Here is a 23,009-nt window from a genome sequence, read left to right as displayed (position 1 = left end):
AAGAGAACAAAAAACCTTGTGGGAAAAGCCAGCCACGGCAGGCGGGGAATGTCCGCAGTCTATAAGGTGAGAGCGAGAAAATTTGTTTCGGATGAGCGCGGAGAAGTATCATGGCGGGTAGCGTCAACAAGGTCATTCTGGTGGGCAATCTCGGGGCGGACCCGGAAATCCGCCGTTTGAATTCGGGTGAGCCGGTCGTCAATATCCGCATCGCCACGTCGGAAAGCTGGCGCGACAAGACTTCCGGCGAGCGCAAGGAAAAGACCGAGTGGCACAATGTCGTCATCTTCAACGAGCAGCTCGCCAAGGTCGCCGAGCAGTATCTGAAGAAGGGCGCGAAGGTTTATGTCGAGGGCCAGTTGCAGACGCGCAAATGGCAGGACCAGACCGGCAATGACCGCTACACGACTGAAATCGTGCTGCAGAAATTCCGTGGCGAGCTGCAGATGCTCGACGCACGCGGGCAGGGCGAGGGCGGTCAGGTCGGCAGCTATGCCGGTGGCGGCAGCAGTCGCGGTTCCGATTTCGGCCAGTCCGGCCCGGGCGAGAATCTCAATCGCGGCGGCGGTGGCGGCAACAAGGGTGGCGGCGGTTCGTCGCGCGAACTCGACGACGAAATTCCGTTCTGATCGCTTGGAGCAAGCGGCTCTGCGCGAGCTGACAGCCAGCTATTTGAGGCCACGCATTGGCGTCCCGAAAATCTGTCTCGGATTTTCGGGACGTTGTGCGTTTGAGTGGTGTGCGGTGAAAGGACGTATCAGGTGAAAGCACGGGTCAAATGGGTCGAGGAGCGTACTTTCGTCGGCGAGTCCGGCAGCGGTCACAAGGTGGTGCTGGGAACCGCGTTCGGACCGGATGGCAAGACGCCGGGGCCAAGCCCGATGGAACTGGTGCTGCTCGGCACTGGCGGCTGCTCGGCCTATGATGTCGTCCACATCCTCGAAAAGGGCCGCGAGGCGGTCGAGGACTGCGTGGTCGAACTCGATGCCGACCGGGCGGAGAAGGAGCCGCGGGTGTTCACCCGCATCCATATGCATTTCATCGTCAAGGGCCGCGCGCTTTCGCACGACAAGGTCAGGCGGGCAATCGATCTTTCGATCGAAAAATACTGCTCGGCCTCGGCAATGATGGCCAAGACCGCCGAGATCACCCACGACTTCGAAGTTATTGATACGACGGCGAAGTAGGATAGCGTCCGCCCAGTGGCGGTTCGTTGCGCGAGATGGACAACGAAAATGACGGCCTCGGCAATCAAGCGCGAGGCCGCCTTCATTTTCATGCTGCCATCAACGCCTTGACGCCGTCGGCGACGAACTGCACGGCGAGCGCCGCCAGGATGACACCGAGCAGCCGTGTCAGGATCGAACGGCCGGTCTGGCCGAGGACCCGGTCGATGCGCTCGGCCAGCACGAACACCAGATAGGTGAGGACAAGGCAGATCGCGATGATGCCGACAAGGGCTGCCTGCGCGCCAAAACCTGGAAACGAGCCTGACAGCAGGACGGTCGCTGATATCGCGCCGGGACCGGCGATCAGCGGGATCGCCAGCGGAAAGGCGGCGATGTTGTGGATCATGTCCTTGGTGATGGCGACGTCGCCGATCTTCTCCTTGCGGTCCTGCCGGCGCTCGAACACCATTTCGAAGGCGATGAAGAACAGCAGGAACCCGCCGGCGACGCGGAACGCCGGCAGCGTGATGCCGAACACCGACAGGATCGATGCGCCGGCGATTGCAAACAGCGCCATCACCAGGAAAGCGATGATCGAGGCGCGGACGGAAACCTGGTTGCGCTCCTCGCGGTTCATGCCGCGCGTGACGGCGAGGAAGAGCGGCGCCAGGCCGGGCGGGTCGATGGTCACCAGAATGGTGACGAAGGCGTTGAACAGGCTGTCGAAGCTCGGCATCTCTGACCCTCCCGCCGGGCCGTGCCCGAGATCCCAGCATTGGTAGAGCAAAGCGGCGTCAGGGGAAACCATGCAGGTCAGGCGCTGGCGGTGCGCCGCGCCAGGAACTCGACTTCGAGCCGCCAGGTCGCGCCATCGTCCTGCGAGCGTTCGCCCAGCCAGCGGAACGAATTTTCGGTGATCCGGGAAAAACTCCAGCGCACCGAGGCGCCGGTGCCGTCAGCGCCTTGCTGGACGATGGTGTCGCCCTCGGCGCGGCCGAGCTGGCGGCTGTAATACTGGGTGCGCGGATCGCTCCAGAAGATATGCCAGGCGTCGACGCCGGGGTCATAGACGCGCAGTGTCGTGCCATAAAAGGTCCATTTGCCGAGCGAGCTCTGTGCGCCACTGTTCCGCACGGGCAAGATCCATACGTCCTGGATCGCGCGGCCCTCGAGCACCCAGCCGAAATGCACCTCGCCGCGTCCGGTCAGCACCTGGCCGTCCTCGAGATGGCGCGTGGCATCGAACGTCCAGGCGCCGACGAAGCGGCCGTAAAGGTTCAGTTTTTCGGCAAGGCCTGCGTCTGGCCCGTCACTGTGCAGGGCTTCGGCAAAGGAAGACGAATTGAACATGGTTTCTGCCCACTTTGTCAGGAGGCCGGGAGGAATAGGCCGCGCCAGGCTTCTTGCGCTTGGGAAAAATTGCTATCTTTCGGCCATGACGACGAGCGTGCATACACTGGCGTCCGGAAAAGGCTGGCGGGTGTCGGACGTGGTCTGCACTGCCGGTGTCGCTGATCGCCCGTTCGAGGAAGAGCATCGCAGCTTCTGTGTCGCAGTGGTGACCAACGGCACCTTCCGCTACCGCGCACGCCAGGGCACGGCGATGCTGACGCCGGGCGCAGTTCTGCTCGGCAACCCGCGCACTTGCTACGAGTGTGGGCACGAGCATGGCGCCGGCGACCGCTGCATCTCCTATCATTTCAGCTCGGCCTATATGGAGCAGATCGTCGCCGACACGCCGGGCGCGAAGAAGCTGGCCTTCGAGACGGCGCGGCTGCCGCCCTTGCCGGCGCTGGCACGGCTGCTGGCCGAGGCGGAAGCCGCGCGAGAGATGGCCGATAACGAGGCGTTCGAGGAACTCGGACTGCGGATTGCCGGCGCAGCCGTCGCCTCCGGTATCACGCCCGCTGCCCGGTCACCGAGCCGCCGCGATCAGAAACGCGTTGCGGAGGCGGTGCGGCGCATCGAAAAGGATGCCGAAAGGCCGGTCTCGCTCGCCGAGCTTGCAAGCGAAACGGCGACCAGTCCTTATCATTTCCTGCGCAGCTTCCGGGATGTCGCGGGCATGACGCCCTACCAGTTCGTGCTGAAAACCCGGCTGCACAGGGCGGCAGTGCGGCTGCGCATGTCGGACGAGGCGATCTCGACGATCGCCTTCGAAGCCGGATTCAACGATTTGTCGACCTTCAACCGCCGTTTCCGCCGCGTGATGGGGGAGGCGCCCGGCGCCTACCGGCTCCGGCGGCGAGGCGATAAATTGCCGAACGCATCCGTGCTTCCGGCTTTGTGAAGCAAAAAATCGGCCTGCCAATGAGCTTTGCCCCGGCGGCCACGAAAGCGCCTCGGCCATATCGTCGCAATCAGTGATATCCTTTTGAAATCACCACAAAAACCGACACTGGAAAACTGCCGCGGGCGTTGGAGTTTCGCCCCGGCTTCCTATATAAGCACCGAGTGATTCCCGATTTGATTGTGACCTGATTTGACCGACCAGAAGACACCGCGCGGCGCCGACGGCGGGCCCACCGGCATCGAGCCGATATCCATCATCGAGGAGATGCAGCGCTCCTATCTCGATTACGCGATGAGCGTGATCGTCAGCCGTGCGCTGCCCGACGTGCGCGACGGGTTGAAGCCGGTGCATCGCCGCATCCTCTACGCCGCCCATGAGAGCGGCTACCACTGGAACCGCAAATATGTGAAGTCGGCTCGCCCGGTCGCCGACGTGATGGGTAAATACCATCCGCATGGCGATGCCTCGATCTACGACGCCTTGGTGCGGATGGCGCAGGACTGGTCGCTGCGCGTGCCGCTGATCGACGGGCAGGGCAATTTCGGCTCGATCGACGGCGATCCGCCGGCGGCGATGCGTTACACCGAATCGAGGCTCACCAAGGTCGCGCATGAGTTGCTGGAAGACATCGACAAGGACACCGTCGATTTCCAGGACACTTATGATGCGTCCGGCAGCGAGCCGAAAGTCCTGCCGGCGCGCTTTCCGAACCTGTTGGTCAACGGCTCCGGCGGTATCGCCGTCGGCATGGCCACCAACATCCCGCCGCACAACCTGGGCGAGGTCTGCAACGGCGCCATTGCCCTCATCGACAATCCGGCGATCGATCTGCCGGCGCTGATGGAGATCATTCCAGGGCCGGATTTCCCGACCGGCGGCATCGTGCTCGGCCGTTCCGGCATCTACAGCGCCTATTCGACCGGCCGCGGCTCTATCGTCATGCGCGGCCGCGTCAACGTCGAGGCGCGCGGCAACGACCGTGAATCGATCGTCATCACCGAGGTTCCCTACCAGGTGAACAAGTCGTCGATGATCGAGAAGATGGCCGAGCTGGTGCGCGACAAGCGTATCGAAGGCATTTCCGACATCCGCGACGAGAGTGATCGCCAGGGCTACCGTGTCGTCATCGAACTGAAGCGCGACGCGGTCGCCGACGTCATCCTCAACCAACTCTACCGTTTCACGCCGCTGCAGACGTCGTTCGGCGCCAACATGGTGGCGCTGAACGGCGGCAAGCCGGAATTGCTGACGCTGACCGACATGCTGAAGGCGTTCGTCGCCTTCCGCGAGGACGTGATCAGCCGGCGCACGAAATTCCTGCTGCGCAAGGCGCGCGACCGTGCCCATGTGCTGGTCGGCCTTGCCATTGCCGTCGCCAATATCGACGAAGTGATAAAGCTGATCCGCAGCGCGCCGGATCCGCAGACGGCGCGCGAGCAGTTGATGGAGCGGCGCTGGCCCTCGGGCGACGTCGAATCGCTGATCCTGCTGATCGACGATCCGCGCCACCGCATCAACGAGGACGGCACCTACAATCTGTCCGAGGAACAGGCGCGCGCCATCCTCGAACTGCGCCTGCAGCGGCTGACTGCGCTCGGCCGCGACGAGATCGCCGACGAGTTGAACACGATCGGCGCGGAAATTGTTGATTATCTTGACATTTTGTCGTCCCGCGCGCGCATCCAGCAGATCGTCAAGGACGAGCTTGCCGCCGTGCGCGACGAGTTCGGCACGCCGCGCCGCACCGAGCTGTCCGATGGCGGGGCGGATATGGAAGACGAGGACCTGATCCAGCGCGAGGACATGGTCGTGACGGTCAGCCATTCCGGCTACATCAAGCGTGTGCCGTTGTCGCTCTACCGGGCCCAGCGCCGCGGCGGCAAAGGCCGCTCCGGCATGTCGACCAAGGAAGAGGATTTCGTCACCCGGCTGTTTGTCGCCAACACGCACACGCCGGTGCTGTTCTTCTCCTCGCGCGGCATAGTCTACAAGGAAAAGGTGTGGCGCCTGCCGATCGGCAACCCGCAGTCGCGCGGCAAGGCGCTGATCAACATGCTGCCGCTTGAGCAGGGCGAACGCATCACCACCATTATGCCGCTGCCAGAGGACGAGACCAGCTGGGGCGAACTCGACGTGATGTTCGCCACGACGCGCGGCACGGTGCGCCGCAACAAGCTGTCGGATTTCGTCCAGGTCAACCGCAACGGCAAGATCGCCATGAAGCTGGAAGAGGAGGGCGACGAGATACTCGGCGTCGAGACCTGCACCGACAATGACGACGTGCTGCTGACCGCAAGCTCCGGCCAGTGCATACGCTTCTCGGTCAGCGACGTGCGCGTTTTCCAGAGCCGCAACTCGGTCGGCGTGCGCGGCATCGCCATGGCTGCCAGCGACCGGGTGATCTCGATGGCGGTGATCGAACATGTCGATGCGTCGCCGGCCGAGCGCGCCGCTTATCTCAAGCGGGTGGCGGCCGAACGGCGGCTCGCCGCCGGCATTGCGGCGGGCGAGGACGAAGACTTCCAGCTCACCAATGAGGAGGTCGGCGAGGAGACGGAGCTTTCCGACGAGCGCTACGAATTCCTCAAGGCACACGAGCAGTTCGTGCTGACGGTGACGGAATATGGCTACGGCAAGCGCTCGTCTTCCTATGATTTCCGCCAGATAGGGCGCGGCGGCAAGGGCATTCGCGCCACCGATGTGTCGAAAGTGGCTGAGATCGGCCGTCTGGTGGCGACTTTCCCGGTCGGCAATGACGACCAGATCATGCTTGTCTCGGATGGCGGCACCGTCATCCGCGTGCCGGTCAACGGAATTCGCTTCGCCAGCCGCGCCACCAAGGGCGTGACCATCTTCAACACTGCCGACGGCGAGAAGGTCGTTTCGGTGGAGCGGATAACGGAACCGCAGTCGGACGAGGAAGCCGAAGAGAATGTCGAGGGCGACGCAACTCTGGATACCGGTACTGAAGGCGCTGGCCCGGACAACAACGCCGAGTAGGTCTTGATTTGGGGAGTGCCGGCCAGATGGGGCCGGCGCCGTCAACAAATAGCAGCCGCTTCAGAAGTGGCGTGAAGGCTTGCGGATACCGAAGCCTCCGAACCGCTTGGCATTGGACTTGGCGCGGACGCGCTCTGCTTCCTGATGCAGCCCGAATACGGTGGCGATCAGCATGGCGATGGTCATTGCGGTGGCGAGCATGTAGATCAGCATGTGCGTGTTCTCCTGCACCTAGCAACGATCAAATGGGGTTTTGGTTTCATCTTCTGAAGCTGCAATCTAATGAACGCTGCGTGAAGCCTTCGTGATCGGCCCATTCATTGGTCGTTCATCTCGGCCAAAAGGTTCACTCAAAGCGCATCGCGATTACCGCGGCTCAGGCGATGCGCTTTGAAGCCCCGTTTGGGTGGATGCCGTTGTTCCAAACCGCTGCGCACCCTCGGGTCAGGCCCCAAAGGCAGGCGTTTGCGGCGACTTGCATTGGCGGCTCGCCGATCGGATTTGCCTTTGCGAGAGAGGCTCGCTAGAAGCACCTGCCATGACCGAACGCATCGCCCTTTATGCCGGCTCCTTCGACCCGCCGACCAACGGCCATCTCGACGTGCTGAAGGCGTCGCTGGCTGTGGCGGACACCGTCTATGCAGCGATCGGCATTCATCCCGGCAAGAAACCGCTGTTCTCGTTCGAGGAGCGGGTCGGCCTCATCGAAGCTGCGACGAAGGCCGAATTCGGCCGCGACGGCGCGCGCATCAAGGTCGTCGCTTTCGACGGGCTGGTCATCGACGCTGCCAGGAAGCAGGGCGCCTCGATCATGATCCGTGGCCTGCGCGACGGCACCGATCTCGACTACGAGATGCAGATGGCCGGTATGAACGAGACCATGGCGCCGGAACTGCAGACGGTTTTTCTGCCCGCCAGCCCTTCGGTGCGAACCATTACCGCCACACTTGTCCGTCAGATAGCCGCGATGGGCGGCGACATTCGCCCCTTCGTGCCGGCGGCCGTGGCTGGCGCACTCACCGCCAAATTTGCGAAATAATGCATGTCGCCCAAACGTGGAACCCGGTTTGGGGCAACGACATGCGTGAAACGAAGGTTTTCGGAGAAAGATCCATGCAGCTCAAAAGGCTCGCCACCTGTTTTGTCGTTCTTTTCGGTCTTGTGACCGCCTCCGTTTCGGCGTTCGCCGCCGATCCGGAAAACACGATGATCATCACGCTTAAGGACGGCGACGTGACCATCGCGCTCAGGCCCGATCTCGCGCCGAAGCATGTCGAGCAGATCAAGAAGCTGGTGCGCCAGGGCGCTTATGACAACGTCGCTTTCCACCGTGTCATCGACGGCTTCATGGCGCAGACCGGCGACGTGAAGTTCGGCAACATGAAGAACGGCTTCAGCGCCGACGCTGTCGGCACCGGCGGTTCCGATCTTCCCGACCTGCCGGCCGAATTCTCGAAGACCGAGCGCTATCAGCGCGGCGTGCTCGGGATGGCCCGCTCGCAGGACCCGGATTCCGCCAATTCGCAGTTCTTCATCATGTTCGCGCCGGCGCCGCCGCTCGATGGCCAGTACACCATCGTCGGCAATGTCGAGAACGGCATGGAGTTGGTGGACAAGATCAGGAAAGGCGACGCGGCGCAGAACGGGGTCGTCACCGATCCCGATCGCATGATCAAGGTGCGCATCGCCGCCGACGGCAAGTAAACCCATTTATTTCAAAAGGATATTCTGACATGGCCGAGATCAAGGACCGCGAGAACGCGCTCATCATGGAAACGACCAAGGGCAAGGTCGTCATCGAACTGTTTCCCGATCTGGCGCCTGGCCATGTCGGCCGCATCAAGGAACTGGCGCGCGAAGGCGCTTATGACGGCGTGGTGTTCCACCGCGTCATCGACGGTTTCATGGCGCAGACCGGCGACGTGAAATTCGGCAATTCCAGCAAGCCCTCTTTCGCACCGGCGCGCGCCGGCACCGGCGGCTCCGACAAGCCCGACCTGAAGGCGGAGTTCTCCAACGCCAATCACGGCCGCGGCACCTGCTCGATGGCGCGCTCGCAGAACCCGAACTCGGCCAATTCGCAATTCTTCATCTGCTTCGACGATGCCGCCTTCCTCAACCGCCAATACACGGTCTGGGGCCAGGTCATCGAAGGCATGGACAATGTCGACAAGATCAAGCGCGGCGAGCCGGTGCCGGATCCCGACAAGATCGTGTCGCTGAAGGTCGCGGCCGACGTGAAATGACCTCCTCGGCTGTCGCGGCTATCACTCTGATGCTTGCCGCGGCGGCCGCTCCGGCGCTGGCGACGGGGTCGTTCGCTGGCGCCTGGGCGGTGACCTGCCCGAAATTCTGAGGCGGGATTCTCTTGCGCGTCGATCTTTTCGACTTTGATCTGCCGGAGGAGCGCATCGCGCTTCGACCGGCAGAACCGCGCGACAGCGCCAAAATGCTGGTTGTCAGGCCGGGTGAAGGTCTCGAAGACCGGACGGTGCGCGAGCTGCCGTCGCTGATCGAGACCGGTGACGTGCTGGTCTTCAACGACACCAAGGTCATTCCGGCACAGTTGAAGGGCATCAGGCGGCGCGGCGAAGCGGCGGCGCAAATCGAAGCCACGCTGCACATGCGGGTGGCGCCGGACCGCTGGCTGGCTTTCATGCGGCCGGGCAAGCGCATCGCCGCCGGTGACCGCATCCATTTCGGCCATGACGCCAATTCCTGCTTTCTCGGCCAGCTCGATGCCACGGTGATCGAGAAGGGCGAGGCCGGCGAGGCTTTGCTTGGTTTTGACCTCTCAGGTCCGTTTCTCGATGAGGCGCTGCACGCCGTCGGCCACATTCCGCTGCCGCCTTATATCGCTTCGAAGCGCGACGACGACGAACGCGATCGCAGCGACTACCAGACCATCTATGCCAGGGAGGAGGGGGCTGTGGCGGCCCCCACTGCCGGCCTGCATTTCACGCCCGAGCTTTTCGCCGCGCTCGATGCCAAGGGCGTCGAACGGCGCTTCGTCACCCTGCATGTCGGCGCCGGCACGTTCCTGCCGGTGAAAGTCGACGACACCGCCGATCACAAGATGCATGCCGAGATCGGTTCGGTCAGTCCGGAAACCGCCAGGGCGCTGAACGCGGCAAAGGCGCGTGGCGGGCGCATCATCGCCGTCGGCACGACATCGCTGCGCCTGCTGGAGAGCGCCGCGCGGAAGGACGGCATGCTGGCTGGATGGTCGGGTCCGACCGATATCTTCATCACGCCCGGCTATCGCTTCAAGGCCGCCGACATGCTGATGACCAATTTCCATCTGCCGCGCTCAACGCTGTTCATGCTGGTTTCGGCGTTTTGCGGTCTGGAAACGATGCGTGCGGCCTATGCGCATGCCATCGAGAACCGCTACAGGTTCTACTCCTACGGAGATGCAAGTCTGCTGCTCAAGCAGGAGAACGATGGACGCGCGCCCGGTATAGAACAAGGAATTCAATGACTAAAGCGTTCACCTTCAAGGTGTTGGCGACCGACGGCAAAGCGCGGCGCGGCTCCATCACCATGCCGCGCGGAGAAATCCGTACGCCGGCCTTCATGCCGGTCGGCACCGGCGGCACGGTCAAGACCATGTATATGGATCAGGTGCGCGGCGTCGGCTCGGACATTATCCTTGGCAACACGTATCATCTGATGCTGCGGCCGGGCGCCGAGCGTGTGGCGCGGCTTGGCGGTCTGCATGAATTCGCCCGCTGGCCGCATCCGATCCTGACCGACAGCGGCGGCTTCCAGGTGATGTCGCTGTCGAAGCTGAGGAAACTGACCGAAAAGGGCGTCACCTTCCGCTCCCATATCGACGGCGCCGCCTATGAGATGTCGCCCGAGCGCTCGATCGAAATCCAGGGACTGCTCGGCGCCGACATCCAGATGCAGCTCGACGAATGCACCGCGCTGCCGGCCATGGAGAAGGAGATCGAGCGGGCGATGGAGCTGTCGCTGCGCTGGGCCGAGCGTTGCAGGACGGCGTTTGGCGACCAGCCGGGCAAGGCGATGTTCGGCATCGTCCAGGGCGGCGACATAGCGGCCCTGCGGCTGCGCTCCGCGCAGGCGCTGAAAGCGATGGACCTCAAGGGCTACGCGATCGGCGGGCTGGCGGTCGGCGAGCCGCAAGCGGTGATGCTCGACATGCTCGACATCACCTGCCCGGAGCTGCCGGCGGACAGGCCGCGCTATCTGATGGGTGTCGGCACGCCCGACGACATATTGAAATCGGTGGCGCGCGGCATCGACATGTTCGATTGCGTGATGCCGACACGCGCCGGCCGCCATGGCCTCGCCTATACAAGGCGCGGCAAGGTCAATCTGCGCAACGCCCGCCATGCCGACGATCCGCGCCCGCTGGACGAGGAGAGCGACTGCCCGGCCGCCAGAGATTATTCACGCGCCTACCTGCACCATCTGGTCCGCTCGCAAGAGGCGCTGGGAGCGATGCTGCTGACCTGGAACAATCTTTCCTACTACCAGAAGCTGATGCAGGACATTCGTGCCGCCATCGAAGCCGGCGCGTTCGAGGCGCGGGCGGCGGAAATTTCCGAGGGCTGGGCCAGGGGCGATATCCCGGCGATGTGATCGAGCCCTCAGGTGCTCAGCAGAGATGCACGGTTTCAGCGCCCGCATACATCCGCCGTTTGGCTGGTCCGCTTCTGCCTGAGCGCTGTCCTGATGCTTGAAAGCCGGGCGGCAGTCTGCCACAAGGGCGGCCTGTGCGTGCAAGCTTGAGCAGGACCGGGCAATGAAGGCATTTTTCGTGCAGATAAAGTGCGATCTGGGCAAGTCCTATGACGTTGCCGGCGCATTGGCCGATGCCGAGATCGCCTCGGAAATCTACTCGACAGCCGGCGACTACGATCTGCTCGCCAAATTTTATGTCGACGACGATGAAGACATCGGCCACTTCGTCAACGAGAAGGTGCAGACTCTTCCCGGCATCAAGGACACGTTTACGGTGGTCACCTTCCGCGCGTTCTGAGCGGCGCCTGCCACCTGCCCGGGCACAAGGCAAAGCCTGACCCAGGCTTATCGGCGCTGCCCTAATTTTAGGCAGGTCGCGACATACTGATCGCCAACATCCTCCAAATCACCGATTGCGCTTGATTTTCTCCGGTGACGCCAGTGAAATGGCCTGACAGGGAGTAAGCGATTGGCAGCGTTCGACGAAATGCTTCCGGAAATCTCCGGATTGAGAAAACCGTATTCGGCTTACGATCGCTGGCTGAAGGAGCAGGATCCGGCCAGGCTTACCGAAAAGATGCAGGACGCCGAACGCGTCTTTCGCAAGACCGGCATCACCTTTGCCGTCTATGGCGAGCAGGAAGCCTCCGAGCGCCTTATCCCCTTCGACATCGTTCCGCGCATCATTTCCGGCAATGAATGGCGACGGCTGACGCAAGGCATCGAGCAACGCGTCCAGGCGCTGAACGCCTTTCTCGACGATATCTACCACCGCCAGGAGATTTTGCGCGCCGGGCGCGTCCCCAAGGAATTGATCGCCAAGAACGAGGCGTTCCTGCCGGAGATGATCGGAGTGCGGCCGCCGGCCGGTGTCTACACCCATATCATCGGCGTCGATATCGTTCGCATCAGCGAGAACGAATTCTACGTGCTGGAGGACAATGCGCGCACGCCGTCCGGCGTCTCCTACATGCTGGAGAACCGCGAGACGATGATGCAGCTCTTTCCCGAGTTGTTCCAGCAGATCAAGGTGCGGCCGGTGGAAAACTATCCGCAGCTCTTGCGCCAGTCGCTGGCGGCAGTGCGGCCGCAAGGCACCAAGGGCGCGCCGACCATTGCCGTGCTGACGCCGGGCAGCTTCAACTCCGCCTATTTCGAACATGCCTTCCTTGCCGACCAGATGGGTGTGCAGCTTGTCGAGGGGCAGGATCTGCGCGTCGTCGATGGCCACGTCGCGATGCGCACGACCGAAGGCTACAAGCAGATCGACGTGCTTTATCGAAGGGTGGACGATTCTTTCCTCGATCCGCTGACCTTCCGTCCGGACTCGGCACTGGGTGTGCCGGGCATCATGGATGTCTACCGTGCCGGCAACATCACCATCGCCAATGCACCGGGAACCGGCATCGCCGACGACAAGGCGATCTATTCCTACATGCCCGAGATCGTTGAATTCTACACCGGTCGCAAGGCAATCCTCGGCAACATCCCGACTTGGCGCTGCTCGGAGCCGGACAGCCTGAAATACGTGCTCGAACATATAGACGAGCTGGTGGTGAAGGAGGTGCATGGCTCCGGCGGCTACGGCATGCTGGTCGGGCCGGCCGCTACCAAGAAGGAATGCGAGGATTTTTCCAAGAAACTCGCGGCAAGACCGTCGAACTACATCGCCCAGCCGACGCTGGCGCTGTCGACCTGTCCGATCCTGACCGACAAGGGACTGGCGCCGCGCCATGTCGATCTCAGGCCCTACGTGCTGGTATCTGATCGCATCCAGATCGTGCCGGGCGGGCTGACGCGTGTGGCGCTGAAGGAAGGCTCGCTGGTGGTCAACTCCTCGCAGGGCGGCGGGACGAAGGATACGTGGGTGCTGGATGATTAGAGTGGGAAGTAGCGAGTAGTGAATAGTGAATAGTGAATAGTGAATAGTGAATAGTGAATAGTGAATAGTGAATAGTGAATAGTGAATAGATAAGGATGACATGTCGTTGATGTTGGTGAAATGCCCTGAAATGAAGCACGCGGCGTCGTGCCCTGGAAAAATTTGGCCATTCACCATTCACCATTCACCGTTCACCGTCCGAAGGACCGCGTAGAATGCTTCTCGGCCGCACCGCCAACGGGCTCTACTGGATGAACCGCTACATCGAGCGGGCGGAAAACATGGCGCGGCTGGTCGATGCCGGGCTGCGGATGGCGCTGACCCGCACCCAGAACGCCTCCGAAGAGTGGAATTCGGTGCTGCTCAGTGCCGGTTCGGACGCTGCCTTCACGCAGAAATATTCCGACTATACCGCCGCCAACGTTGCCGATTTCCTGCTGCGCGACACATCCAACCCGTCGAGCACGATGACGTCGATCGAAACGGCCCGTAACAATGCCCGCATGGTGCGCACCGCATTGACGCGCGAAACCTGGGAAAGCATCAACGAAGCTTGGATGTCGCTGAAGCGCATGCTGGCCAAGCCGATCGACGAACGCGACCTGCCCAGCGTGCTCGACGCGATCAAGCGCGAAACGGCACTGATCCGCGGCTCGTTCTACGGCACCATGCTGCGCAACGAGATCTTCGATTTCTCGCAGCTCGGCACTTATGTCGAACGCGCCGACAACACGGCGCGCATCCTGGACGTGAAATACTACGTGCTGTTGCCGTCGATCTCGTGGGTCGGCTCCACGCTCGACAACTACCAGTGGGAATCGATCCTGCGTTCGGTGTCGGCGCATCGCTCCTATCGCTGGGTCTACGAGGCCGACTACAAGCCGACCAACATTGCCGATTATCTGATCCTCAACGTTCGCATGCCGCGCTCACTGACCTTCTGCTACCGTTTCCTGACGGAGCATCTCAGATTCCTGGGTGATGATTATGGTGAGCGCCATGCCTGTCATGTGACAGCCGGCAAGACCCAGGCCATGCTGGCCGCCGGCTCGATCAAGGACATATTCGACGCCGGCCTGCATGAATTCCTGGCCAATTTCATCCGCGACAACATCAGGCTCGGCGACGAGATCGCGCAGGACTACAGGTTTAATTGAGCATGATCCCGGAAAGTGGAAGCCGGTTTCCGGGAAAGATCATGCTCGGGGGACGTGCATGATCCCGGAAAGTGGAAGCCGGTTTCCGGAAAAGATCATGCTCAGGGGACGAGAGCAATGCGGCTGAAGATCACTCACAGGACCGAATACCGCTACGATGCGCCGGTGCACTATCTGTTGCAGCGGCTGCGGCTGCTTCCAGTCAGCGGACCGACACAGACCGTCTTGTCCTGGGCGCTGAAGATCGAAGGGGCACGCGAAGAGGTGCGCTTCACCGACCATTTCGGCAACGACACGCGGCTTTTGAGCGTCGAAGGCGAGCGCGATTTCATCACCGTCGAGGCATCGGGCGAGGTGGTGACACGCGACACATCAGGCGTCAGCGGGCCGCATCAGGGTTTCGCGCCGCTGTGGTTGTTTGGCCAGGAAACGCCGTTGACCACGATCGGCGGCGGTATTCGCGAACTCGCGGCCTCGGTCGGCGAGGGGGCCGATATCGAAAGGCTGCACCGGCTGATGGCGGTGATCGGCGAGCGCGTCGCCTATACGCCGGGCACCACCAACGCGGCGACCCCGGCCGAGGACGCGCTGGCGCTCAAGACCGGCGTCTGCCAGGACCACAGCCACATCTTTGCCGCCGCCGCGCGCGCCATGGGGTTTCCGGCCCGCTACGTCAGCGGCTATTTGATGATGGATGCGGCGGTCGAGCAGGCGGCGAGCCATGCCTGGGCCGAAGCGCATGTTGCGGGCCTTGGTTGGGTCGCGTTCGACGTCGCCAACGGCATTTCGCCCGACGAACGCTATGTGAAGGTGGCAACCGGCCGTGATTACCGCGATGCCACGCCCGTATCAGGAATTCGGCTGGGACAAGCGGAAGAACAGCTTGCGGTGACCGTCACCGTGGAGCAGTAATCCCCGGCAAGATTTGCTGCCAAAGGGATTCGATGACCTATTGCGTCGGCTTGAAGATCGATCGCGGGCTCGTGTTCATGTCGGACACGCGCACCAATGCCGGCATGGATTCGATCTCTACCTTCAAGAAGATGCATGTCTGGGAGCAGCCGGGCGAGCGCGTCATCGTGCTGATGTCGGCCGGCAATCTGGCGACGACGCAAGCTGTCGTCAGCCTGCTCGACGAGCGCACCAAGGCAGTGGCCGATCGCCACGCCACGCTGCTTGAAACGCCGTCGATGTACCAGACGGTGCGGCTGGTCGGCGACACCGTCAAGGAAGTCATCGCCAGTTCGTCGCCGGCGGGCGAAAAGGCGGATTCCTACTTCAATGCCTCCTTCATCCTCGGCGGCCAGATCAAGGGCAGCGCGCCGCGGCTGTTCATGATCTATCCGGAAGGCAATTTCATCGAATCGACCGACGACACGCCGTTCTTCCAGATCGGCGAGACCAAATATGGCAAGCCGATCATCATCCGCGCCTATGAGAAGGCGATGAGTTTCGCCGAGACGGTGAAACTGCTGCTGGTGTCGTTCGACTCGACGCTGAAATCGAACCTGTCGGTTGGTCTGCCGCTCGACCTGCTGTTCTACGAAAAGGACGCTTTCAAGGTCAGCCTGAAGAAGCGGATAGCCCAAGACGACCAATATTATCGGACGATCTCGGACGGCTGGTCGAATGCACTGAAGGCTGCTTTTGCGAGCCTGCCTGACTTTCCCGAGTGAAAGCGTCCGTTTTTCGTGCTCTTTGACCGCTGGGCTCGATGCGACGGAGAGCAAGATGAATAGCGACGAATTTCGGGAGTGGTCGCTGCACGCGGCCGAATGGGGTGCCGACTACAGGAGCACACTTCGCGAAAGACCGGTGCGGCCGCTCGTCGAGCCGGGTGAAATCTTTGGAAGCATCGACGTCTCGCCGCCGGAACATGGTGAAACGATGCAGGCAATCTTCGCCGATTTCGAGCAAAAAATCCTGCCGGGCATGACGCATTGGCAGCATCCGCGCTTCTTCGCCTATTTCCCGGCCAATGCCGCACCGGTCTCGGTGGTGGCCGAATATCTGGTCTCGGCGATGGCCGCGCAATGCATGCTCTGGCAGACTTCGCCGGCAGCGACCGAACTCGAGACGCGCGTCGTCGACTGGATGCGCCAGGCGCTTGGCCTGCCGGAAGGGTTTTCCGGCGTCATGCAGGATTCGGCATCGTCGGCGACGCTCGCCGCCGTGCTGACCATGCGCGAGCGCGCGCTCGACTGGCAGGGCAACAAGAAGGGCCTGCAAGGCCAGCCGATATTGCGCGTCTATTCTTCCGATCAGGTCCACACCTCCATCGACCGGGCGATCTGGGTGTCGGGCGTCGGCGAGGACAATCTCGTGCGCATTCCGGTTGCCGGCCGCTTCCGCGCAATGGATGTCATCGCCCTAGAAGCAGCAATCGTCGCCGATCGCGAAAATGGCATGCTGCCGGCTGGCATCATCGCCAGCGTCGGCGGCACCAGCACCGGTGGCACGGATGACGTTGCCGGCGTTGCTGCGGTGGCCAAGCGCCATGGGCTCTATCTGCATGTCGATGCCGCATGGGCCGGATCAGCGATGATCTGCCCCGAGTTTCGCCATTTCTGGGCCGGCGCCGAGCACGCGGATTCCATCGTCTTCAATCCGCACAAATGGTTGGGTGCGCAGTTCGATTGCTCGGTTCAGTTCATCCGCCAGCCGGAGGATCTCGTTCGCACGCTGGCCATCAAGCCCGAATTCCTGAGGACGCATGGGCGTGACGGCATCATCAACTATTCCGAATGGTCGGTGCCGCTCGGCAGGCGTTTTCGTGCGCTAAAACTGTGGTTCCTGCTGCGCGCCCACGGGCTGGAAAATCTGCGGACCATGATCCGCAACCATGTCGCCTGGAGCGAACGTCTCGCCGCGCGGCTGGCCGAAGAGCCGGATTTCGAGATCGTCACCGAACCGATGCTGTCGCTGTTCTCGTTCCGGCATTTGGTGGCCGGCACCGAATCGGGCCAACACAACCTACGGTTGGTCAACGCAATCAACGACGATGGCCGCATCTACCTGACGCAGACACGGGTGGACGGGCGGGTCGCGATCCGCTTTCAGGTCGGCCAGTTCGAGACGACGGCGGCGGATGTCGACACCGCATTCGAGGTCATCACCGAAATCGCCCGCCGGCTGGCCTGAAATTGGTCGGCGAAGTTGCGTCGAGGTTTGTCTTTGGACGCATGCATTTTTCGTTAGCCGGCCCCATGCCTTTTCACCGCTTTCGTTTTTCGCTATAGACAAGGAAAACGAAAACGGGAGGTCACCGATGTATCTGTCGCCGCGTCATTCCGAGATCATCCAGATGGCCAAGGACAATGGCCGCGTGCTGGTCGAGGATCTGGCAACGCATTTCAACGTGACGCCGCAGACCATCCGCAAGGACCTCAACGATCTGTGCGACCAGCGCCTGCTTTCCCGTATCCATGGCGGGGCGCTGTTCCCGTCCGGCATCGAGAACATGGAATATGAGGCGAGGCGCAAGATCGCCGCCGACGAGAAGGAGGCGATCGGCCGCGCCGCAGCCAGGCTGATCCCGGACAATGCCTCGCTGTTCATCAATATCGGCACCACGACGGAGTCGGTCAGCAAGGCGCTTCTCGATCATGCCGGCCTGATGGTCATCACCAACAATATCAATGTTGCCAACAGGATGCGCATATATCCTTCCATCGAAGTTGTTATTGCCGGCGGCGTCGTGCGTGGTTCCGACGGCGGTGTGGTCGGCGAGGCGGCGGTCGATTTCATCAGGCAGTTCAAAGTCGACTACGCGGTGATCGGCGCCTCGGCGATCGACCATGACGGTGCGTTGCTCGATTTCGATTTTCGCGAGGTGAAGGTGGCGCAGGCGATCATCGCCAATGCCCGGCATGTCATCCTCGTTTCCGACCAGACCAAGTTCGAGCGGACGGCGCCGGTTCGCATCGGCCACCTGTCGCAGGTCAACACTTTCATCACCGACCGCTGCGACATCCCGTCGGTGCGCAAGATCTGCCAGGAAGCAGAGGTTCAACTGATCGAAACCTCGCTCTCCTAGATGGGACCGTTGATGGTGCCGTTGCGGTAACTCCCGCTGTTTATATTTCGTTTGACATTCGTTCCTATTTCGAAATAATCCCGACACGGTTTCGTAAAAACCTAAAAATGCTGCAATGCGAAATCCGGGAGGACTTTTTGTGAGCGCATCCCCGATCCATGACATCTTCGTCATCGGTGGCGGTATCAACGGCTGCGGCATTGCCCGCGATGCGGTTGGGCGCGGCTTCTCGGTGTTTCTTGCCGAGATGAACGATCTGGCCAGCGGCACGTCCTCGGGCTCGACCAAACTGATCCATGGCGGCTTGCGCTATCTGGAGTTCTATGAGTTCCGCCTGGTGCGCGAGGCGCTGATGGAGCGCGAGATCCTTTGGAAGAACGCGCCGCACATCATCTGGCCGATGCGCTTCGTGCTGCCCTATGCCAAGGGACTGCGCCCGGCCTGGCTGATCAGGCTCGGCCTTTTCCTCTACGACCACATTGGCGGGCGCAAATTGCTGCCGGCGACCAAGACGCTGGACATGGCAAACGACCCAGCCGGCAAGCCGCTGAAGCCGTTGTTTCGCAGGGCCTTCGAATATTCCGACGGCTGGGTCAACGATGCGCGGCTGGTGGCGTTGAACGCCCGCGACGCGGCCGATCGCGGCGCAACGATACGAACCCGCACGAAAGTCGTCGACGCACGCCGTGAAGGCGAGTTCTGGACGGTCAGGCTGCAAAACACGCAGACCGGCGACACCGAGGAGGTCAAGGCGCGGCTTTTGGTCAACGCCGCCGGCCCATGGGTCGACCACGTGCTGTCGGCTACGGTCGGGTTGAACGACGTGCACAATGTCCGGTTGGTACAGGGCAGCCATATCGTTATCAGCAAGAAATTCGACGATCCGCGCGCCTATTTCTTTCAGAACAAGGATGGCCGCATCATCTTTGCCATCCCCTACGAGGAAGAGTTCACCCTGATCGGCACCACCGACCAGGACTTTTCCGGCGACCCGCGCGACGTGAAGATCAGCGATGCCGAGATCGATTACCTCTGTGCTGCGGCGAGCGAATATTTCGCGCAACCGGTCAAGCGTTCGGACATCGTCTGGACCTATTCCGCCGTGCGCCCGCTTTATGACGACGGCGCCTCGAAGGCGCAGGAAGCGACCCGCGATTATGTGCTGAAGACCGACGGCGGCGAAGGCACGGCGCCGATCGTCAACACCTTCGGCGGCAAGATCACCACCTATCGCCGGCTGTCGGAATCGATGCTCGAGAAAATCGAGGGTTTTCTCGGCAAGCGCGGCAAGCCGTGGACGGCAAACGCGCCGCTGCCGGGCGGCGATTTCCCGGCGAGCGGCTTCGACGCCGAAGTGGCGAAACTGAAAACGGCCTATCCGTTCCTCGATGCGCGTCTGGCGCGCCGCCTGACCCGGCTTTACGGGACTCGCGCAAGGATGCTGCTGGGCCTCGCCAGGTCGAATGCCGACCTTGGCCGCAACTTTGGCGCCGATCTCTACGAGGCCGAGGTACGCTATCTCGTTCAAAATGAATGGGCGATGACGGCCGAAGATGTATTGTGGCGCAGGACCAAGCGCGGCCTGCAACTGAGCCGCGAGCAGGCGGCAGCGCTCGACGAATTCATGCGCGGCATAAGCCGGCGCCATGTCGCGGCTGCCGAATAGTCATGCAGAAAGCCTGGGAGGAGGCATCATGCTGGAACTGAGAAACGTGTCGAAGACGGTCGGCGCGGCGGAGCACATACGCGACGTGTCGCTGACGCTTCAGCATGGCTCGCTCAACGTCCTGCTCGGGCCGACGCTTTCCGGCAAGACCAGCCTGATGCGGCTGATGGCCGGCCTTGACGTGCCGACATCCGGCTCGGTCTGGTTCGATGGCAAGGATGTCACCGGCATCCCGGTGCAGAAGCGCAACGTCGCCATGGTCTACCAGCAGTTCATCAACTATCCGGCGATGACCGTTTACGAGAATATCGCCTCGCCGCTGAGGGTGGCCGGTGCCGAGCGGGCAAAGATCGACAAGGAGGTGCGCAATGCCGCAGCCCTTCTCAAGCTGACGCCCTTTCTCGACCGCACGCCGCTCAGCCTCTCCGGCGGCCAGCAGCAGCGCACCGCGCTGGCGCGCGCCATCGTCAAGAACGCCAGCCTCGTGCTGCTCGACGAGCCGCTCGCCAACCTCGACTACAAGCTGCGCGAGGAGTTGCGCGCGGAATTGCCGAAGATTTTTGCGGCAACCGGCACCATCTTCGTCTACGCCACGACCGAGCCGCACGAAGCCTTGCTGCTCGGCGGCAACACCGCGACGCTTTCCGAAGGCCGCATCACCCAGTTCGGCCCGACGATCGACGTCTTCCGCAGGCCGAACGACCTCGTCACGGCCAGGACGTTCGCCGATCCGCCCCTCAACACGATCGTGCTGAAGAAGAGCGGTTCGAGCTTCCTTCTCGAAGGTGGGGTGAGCCTCCCGGTGCCGGCTGAACTCGTCAGTATTGCCGATACGAGTTACACGATCGGCTTCCAGCCCCACCATCTCTCCCTTGCCCGGCCGAGCCCGTCGGCGGTGGCGGTGAGAGCCAAGGTCTCGGTCACCGAGATTACCGGTTCTGAAAGTTTTGTGCATCTCGATTTCGCCGATGTCCGCTGGGTCATGCTTGAGCACGGCATCCTGGTGTTCGAGCCGGACCAGACCATCGAGGTGTTCATCGACCCGCGGCACATCATGGTGTTCGACGCGAACGGCCGCTCGGCCGCGCCGCCACAGATGCTGGCGGCTTGAGGAGGAGGGCACATGGCGCGCATCGACTGCAATCACATCCGTCACGCCTACGGGCCGCATCCGAAGTCGGACAAGGACTATGCGCTGAAGGAGGTGCATCACGCCTTCGAGGACGGCGGCGCCTATGCGCTGCTGGGGCCGTCGGGCTGCGGCAAGACCACGCTGCTCAACATCATTTCCGGCCTGTTGTATCCGTCGCACGGCGAACTTCTGTTCGACGGCAAGGACGTCACCAATCTGTCGACGCAGGAGCGCAACATAGCTCAGGTGTTCCAGTTCCCGGTCATCTACGACACCATGACGGTCTACGACAATCTGGCCTTCCCGCTGCGCAACCGCGGCGTTGCGGAACCCGACGTCGACCGCAAGGTGCGTGAAACCCTTGACATGACCGGTCTGGCCGACATGGCCACGCGAAAGGCGAGGGGGCTGACCGCCGACCAGAAGCAGAAGATCTCGCTCGGACGCGGGCTGGTGCGCTCCGATGTCAACGCGATCCTGTTCGACGAGCCGCTGACCGTCATCGACCCGCATATGAAGTGGGTGCTGCGCTCGCAGTTGAAGCAGCTGCACAGGCGCTTCGGTTTCACCATGGTCTATGTCACGCACGACCAGACTGAGGCGCTCACCTTCGCCGAGAACGTCGTCGTCATGTATGAGGGCGAGATCGTGCAGATCGGCTCTCCAGCCGAACTGTTCGAGCGTCCCAAGCATACATTCGTCGGCTATTTCATCGGTTCGCCGGGCATGAACGTCATGCCGGTCGCGGTCGAAGGCAGGAGCGCGCGGCTCGGCAGCCAGACCATCGAATTGCCGGGCGCGCCCAAGGCCGGGATCACCGGTGCGATCGAACTCGGCATCCGCCCCGAATATGTCAGGCTTGGCGCCAGCGGCATGCCGGTTTCAATCCGCAAGGTCGAGGACATCGGCCGCCACAAGGTGGTGCGCGCCAGTTTCGAAGGCCGCGACATCGCGGCGATTATCGGCGAGGACGAGGACATTCCCGCCGATCCGAAGATCGCTTTCGACCCGGCCGGCATCAACATCTATGCCGATTCCTGGCGCGTCGAGATGGGAGGCTGAGCATGGGAAGGACCTGGAACAACAAGGCCTGGTTCATGGTGCTGCCGGTGCTGTTGCTGGTGGCTTTCTCGGCGATCATCCCGCTGATGACGGTCGTGAATTATTCGGTGCAGGACACTTTCGGCAACAACGTCTTCTTCTGGGCGGGCGCGGAATGGTTTGAGGAAATCCTGCATTCCGACCGGTTTTGGGAAGCGATGGGCCGCAACCTGATTTTCTCGGCCATCATCCTGGTCATCGAGATTCCGCTCGGCATCTTCATCGCGCTCAACATGCCCAAGAAGGGCTGGGGCGTTCCGGTCTGCCTGGTGCTGATGGCGCTGCCGCTGCTCATCCCGTGGAACGTAGTCGGCACGATCTGGCAGGTGTTCGGCCGCGTCGACATCGGCCTGCTCGGATATACGTTGCGCGCGCTCGGCTTCGACTACAACTATGTCAACGACCCGTTCGACGCCTGGATCACCGTCATTGTCATGGACGTCTGGCACTGGACGAGCCTCGTAGTCCTGCTCTGCTACGCAGGATTGGTTTCGATCCCCGACGCCTATTACCAGGCTGCCAAGATCGATGGGGCGTCGCGCTGGGCGATCTTCCGCTACATCCAGTTGCCGAAGATGAACCGGGTGCTGCTGATCGCGGTTCTGCTGCGCTTCATGGACAGTTTCATGATCTACACGGAACCGTTCGTCGTCACCGGCGGCGGGCCTGGCAACACCACCACTTTCCTGTCGATCGATCTGGTGAAGCTGGCCATCGGCGAGTTCAACCTCGGTGAGGCGGCGGCCATGTCGATCATCTATTTCCTGATTGTCATGCTTCTGTCCTGGGTGTTCTACACCGTCATGACAGCCTACGATGCGGAGCGGTGAGATGGCGCGCCTCGAGGAAACCACGGCCAACGA

Annotated in this window: 23 protein-coding genes; 20 read left to right on the top strand and 3 right to left on the bottom strand. The window is 62.0% G+C overall.

The genetic code is table 11. From position 1 onward, the window contains the following. The first annotated feature begins 110 nt into the window (after positions 1-110). A complete protein-coding gene (locus AC0L2A_RS08005) occupies positions 111-629 on the top strand; it encodes a single-stranded DNA-binding protein (RefSeq protein WP_473608257.1) in 519 nt (172 codons plus the stop codon). Between the two features lie 132 nt (positions 630-761). Next, positions 762-1,187 carry an OsmC family protein gene (locus AC0L2A_RS08000; RefSeq protein WP_023801163.1) on the top strand — a complete coding sequence of 142 codons (426 nt, stop codon included), beginning with the start codon at positions 762-764 and terminating at the stop codon, positions 1,185-1,187. A gap of 88 nt (positions 1,188-1,275) precedes the next feature. Here the strand turns inward: AC0L2A_RS08000 and AC0L2A_RS07995 are convergent, their stop codons facing one another. Then, positions 1,276-1,905, bottom strand: a complete 630-nt coding sequence (locus tag AC0L2A_RS07995; protein WP_473608255.1) for a MarC family protein — start codon at positions 1,903-1,905, stop codon at positions 1,276-1,278. Positions 1,906-1,982: 77 nt separating this feature from the next. Then, entirely contained in the window at positions 1,983-2,519 is a 537-nt protein-coding gene (locus AC0L2A_RS07990; protein WP_473608254.1) for a hypothetical protein, read from the bottom strand. Between the two features lie 85 nt (positions 2,520-2,604). Here AC0L2A_RS07990 and AC0L2A_RS07985 point away from each other — a divergent pair, with 85 nt between their 5' ends. Together AC0L2A_RS07985 and gyrA are read left to right on the top strand one after the other, a co-directional pair. Beyond that, a complete protein-coding gene (locus AC0L2A_RS07985) occupies positions 2,605-3,459 on the top strand; it encodes a helix-turn-helix transcriptional regulator (protein WP_473608317.1) in 855 nt (284 codons plus the stop codon). Between the two features lie 192 nt (positions 3,460-3,651). Further along, complete coding sequence (gene gyrA, locus AC0L2A_RS07980; RefSeq protein ID WP_473608253.1) at positions 3,652-6,462, top strand: DNA gyrase subunit A; 2,811 nt, start codon at positions 3,652-3,654, stop codon at positions 6,460-6,462. 60 nt (positions 6,463-6,522) lie between these two features. On the opposite strand, the gene AC0L2A_RS07975 is transcribed toward gyrA, so the two are convergent. Further along, entirely contained in the window at positions 6,523-6,675 is a 153-nt protein-coding gene (locus AC0L2A_RS07975) for a hypothetical protein (protein ID WP_084646649.1), read from the bottom strand. A 325-nt stretch (positions 6,676-7,000) separates the two neighbouring features. Here AC0L2A_RS07975 and coaD point away from each other — a divergent pair, with 325 nt between their 5' ends. The 16 genes from coaD to AC0L2A_RS07895 all read left to right on the top strand — a co-directional run bounded on the left by coaD (position 7,001) and on the right by AC0L2A_RS07895 (position 22,976). Further along, on the top strand, positions 7,001-7,501 hold the full coding sequence (gene coaD, locus AC0L2A_RS07970) for a pantetheine-phosphate adenylyltransferase (RefSeq protein ID WP_473608251.1): 501 nt from the start codon (positions 7,001-7,003) through the stop codon (positions 7,499-7,501). 74 nt (positions 7,502-7,575) lie between these two features. Continuing rightward, positions 7,576-8,166 (top strand): peptidylprolyl isomerase, encoded by a 591-nt coding sequence (locus AC0L2A_RS07965; RefSeq protein WP_473608250.1) that lies wholly within the window; start codon positions 7,576-7,578, stop codon positions 8,164-8,166. A 29-nt stretch (positions 8,167-8,195) separates the two neighbouring features. Beyond that, positions 8,196-8,708 (top strand): peptidylprolyl isomerase, encoded by a 513-nt coding sequence (locus tag AC0L2A_RS07960; RefSeq protein WP_091593716.1) that lies wholly within the window; start codon positions 8,196-8,198, stop codon positions 8,706-8,708. A gap of 122 nt (positions 8,709-8,830) precedes the next feature. Continuing rightward, positions 8,831-9,943, top strand: coding sequence for a tRNA preQ1(34) S-adenosylmethionine ribosyltransferase-isomerase QueA (gene queA, locus AC0L2A_RS07955; RefSeq protein ID WP_473608249.1), 1,113 nt, complete (start codon positions 8,831-8,833; stop codon positions 9,941-9,943). Continuing rightward, positions 9,940-11,070 carry a tRNA guanosine(34) transglycosylase Tgt gene (gene tgt / locus AC0L2A_RS07950; RefSeq protein ID WP_473608248.1) on the top strand — a complete coding sequence of 377 codons (1,131 nt, stop codon included), beginning with the start codon at positions 9,940-9,942 and terminating at the stop codon, positions 11,068-11,070. Before queA ends, tgt begins: the two co-directional genes overlap by 4 nt. A 163-nt stretch (positions 11,071-11,233) precedes the next feature. After that, positions 11,234-11,470: an Lrp/AsnC ligand binding domain-containing protein gene (locus AC0L2A_RS07945; RefSeq protein ID WP_473490237.1), complete on the top strand. Its 237-nt coding sequence runs from the start codon at positions 11,234-11,236 to the stop codon at positions 11,468-11,470. Between the two features lie 171 nt (positions 11,471-11,641). Continuing rightward, the gene (locus AC0L2A_RS07940; protein ID WP_287222125.1) at positions 11,642-13,054 is read left to right on the top strand and encodes a circularly permuted type 2 ATP-grasp protein; all 1,413 of its coding nucleotides are present in this window, start codon (positions 11,642-11,644) and stop codon (positions 13,052-13,054) included. 215 nt (positions 13,055-13,269) lie between these two features. Then, positions 13,270-14,211 carry an alpha-E domain-containing protein gene (locus tag AC0L2A_RS07935; protein WP_287174994.1) on the top strand — a complete coding sequence of 314 codons (942 nt, stop codon included), beginning with the start codon at positions 13,270-13,272 and terminating at the stop codon, positions 14,209-14,211. Between the two features lie 117 nt (positions 14,212-14,328). Further along, positions 14,329-15,123, top strand: coding sequence for a transglutaminase family protein (locus tag AC0L2A_RS07930; RefSeq protein ID WP_287062681.1), 795 nt, complete (start codon positions 14,329-14,331; stop codon positions 15,121-15,123). Positions 15,124-15,155: 32 nt separating this feature from the next. After that, positions 15,156-15,887: a proteasome-type protease gene (locus tag AC0L2A_RS07925; RefSeq protein WP_128172385.1), complete on the top strand. Its 732-nt coding sequence runs from the start codon at positions 15,156-15,158 to the stop codon at positions 15,885-15,887. Positions 15,888-15,942: 55 nt separating this feature from the next. Further along, on the top strand, positions 15,943-17,352 hold the full coding sequence (locus tag AC0L2A_RS07920; protein ID WP_473608246.1) for a pyridoxal phosphate-dependent decarboxylase family protein: 1,410 nt from the start codon (positions 15,943-15,945) through the stop codon (positions 17,350-17,352). 127 nt (positions 17,353-17,479) lie between these two features. After that, complete coding sequence (locus AC0L2A_RS07915) at positions 17,480-18,247, top strand: DeoR/GlpR family DNA-binding transcription regulator (protein ID WP_128172387.1); 768 nt, start codon at positions 17,480-17,482, stop codon at positions 18,245-18,247. A 139-nt stretch (positions 18,248-18,386) separates the two neighbouring features. Then, positions 18,387-19,913: a glycerol-3-phosphate dehydrogenase gene (gene glpD / locus AC0L2A_RS07910; protein WP_128172388.1), complete on the top strand. Its 1,527-nt coding sequence runs from the start codon at positions 18,387-18,389 to the stop codon at positions 19,911-19,913. Between the two features lie 28 nt (positions 19,914-19,941). Beyond that, positions 19,942-21,024 (top strand): ABC transporter ATP-binding protein, encoded by a 1,083-nt coding sequence (locus AC0L2A_RS07905; RefSeq protein WP_287210219.1) that lies wholly within the window; start codon positions 19,942-19,944, stop codon positions 21,022-21,024. A 12-nt stretch (positions 21,025-21,036) separates the two neighbouring features. Beyond that, on the top strand, positions 21,037-22,107 hold the full coding sequence (locus AC0L2A_RS07900) for an ABC transporter ATP-binding protein (protein WP_473608245.1): 1,071 nt from the start codon (positions 21,037-21,039) through the stop codon (positions 22,105-22,107). Positions 22,108-22,109: 2 nt separating this feature from the next. Continuing rightward, positions 22,110-22,976, top strand: coding sequence for a carbohydrate ABC transporter permease (locus AC0L2A_RS07895; RefSeq protein ID WP_473608244.1), 867 nt, complete (start codon positions 22,110-22,112; stop codon positions 22,974-22,976). The last annotated feature ends 33 nt before the right edge of the window (positions 22,977-23,009 follow it).

The sequence above is a fragment of the Mesorhizobium sp. WSM4844 genome (assembly GCF_055811775.1).
This window is presented reverse-complemented; position numbering and strand designations above follow the sequence as displayed.

What these genes read in the sequence shown, in the direction of transcription:
- AC0L2A_RS08005 (WP_473608257.1), top strand. Translation starts at nt 111, where the DNA reads ATGGCGGGTAGCGTCAACAAGGTCATTCTGGTGGGCAATCTCGGGGCG.
- AC0L2A_RS07995 (WP_473608255.1), bottom strand. Translation starts at nt 1,905, where the DNA reads ATGCCGAGCTTCGACAGCCTGTTCAACGCCTTCGTCACCATTCTGGTG.
- AC0L2A_RS07990 (WP_473608254.1), bottom strand. Translation starts at nt 2,519, where the DNA reads ATGTTCAATTCGTCTTCCTTTGCCGAAGCCCTGCACAGTGACGGGCCA.
- AC0L2A_RS07985 (WP_473608317.1), top strand. Translation starts at nt 2,605, where the DNA reads ATGACGACGAGCGTGCATACACTGGCGTCCGGAAAAGGCTGGCGGGTG.
- AC0L2A_RS07975 (WP_084646649.1), bottom strand. Translation starts at nt 6,675, where the DNA reads ATGCTGATCTACATGCTCGCCACCGCAATGACCATCGCCATGCTGATC.
- coaD (WP_473608251.1), top strand. Translation starts at nt 7,001, where the DNA reads ATGACCGAACGCATCGCCCTTTATGCCGGCTCCTTCGACCCGCCGACC.
- AC0L2A_RS07965 (WP_473608250.1), top strand. Translation starts at nt 7,576, where the DNA reads ATGCAGCTCAAAAGGCTCGCCACCTGTTTTGTCGTTCTTTTCGGTCTT.
- AC0L2A_RS07960 (WP_091593716.1), top strand. Translation starts at nt 8,196, where the DNA reads ATGGCCGAGATCAAGGACCGCGAGAACGCGCTCATCATGGAAACGACC.
- tgt (WP_473608248.1), top strand. Translation starts at nt 9,940, where the DNA reads ATGACTAAAGCGTTCACCTTCAAGGTGTTGGCGACCGACGGCAAAGCG.
- AC0L2A_RS07945 (WP_473490237.1), top strand. Translation starts at nt 11,234, where the DNA reads ATGAAGGCATTTTTCGTGCAGATAAAGTGCGATCTGGGCAAGTCCTAT.
- AC0L2A_RS07935 (WP_287174994.1), top strand. Translation starts at nt 13,270, where the DNA reads ATGCTTCTCGGCCGCACCGCCAACGGGCTCTACTGGATGAACCGCTAC.
- AC0L2A_RS07930 (WP_287062681.1), top strand. Translation starts at nt 14,329, where the DNA reads ATGCGGCTGAAGATCACTCACAGGACCGAATACCGCTACGATGCGCCG.
- AC0L2A_RS07925 (WP_128172385.1), top strand. Translation starts at nt 15,156, where the DNA reads ATGACCTATTGCGTCGGCTTGAAGATCGATCGCGGGCTCGTGTTCATG.
- AC0L2A_RS07920 (WP_473608246.1), top strand. Translation starts at nt 15,943, where the DNA reads ATGAATAGCGACGAATTTCGGGAGTGGTCGCTGCACGCGGCCGAATGG.
- AC0L2A_RS07915 (WP_128172387.1), top strand. Translation starts at nt 17,480, where the DNA reads ATGTATCTGTCGCCGCGTCATTCCGAGATCATCCAGATGGCCAAGGAC.
- AC0L2A_RS07905 (WP_287210219.1), top strand. Translation starts at nt 19,942, where the DNA reads ATGCTGGAACTGAGAAACGTGTCGAAGACGGTCGGCGCGGCGGAGCAC.
- AC0L2A_RS07900 (WP_473608245.1), top strand. Translation starts at nt 21,037, where the DNA reads ATGGCGCGCATCGACTGCAATCACATCCGTCACGCCTACGGGCCGCAT.
- AC0L2A_RS07895 (WP_473608244.1), top strand. Translation starts at nt 22,110, where the DNA reads ATGGGAAGGACCTGGAACAACAAGGCCTGGTTCATGGTGCTGCCGGTG.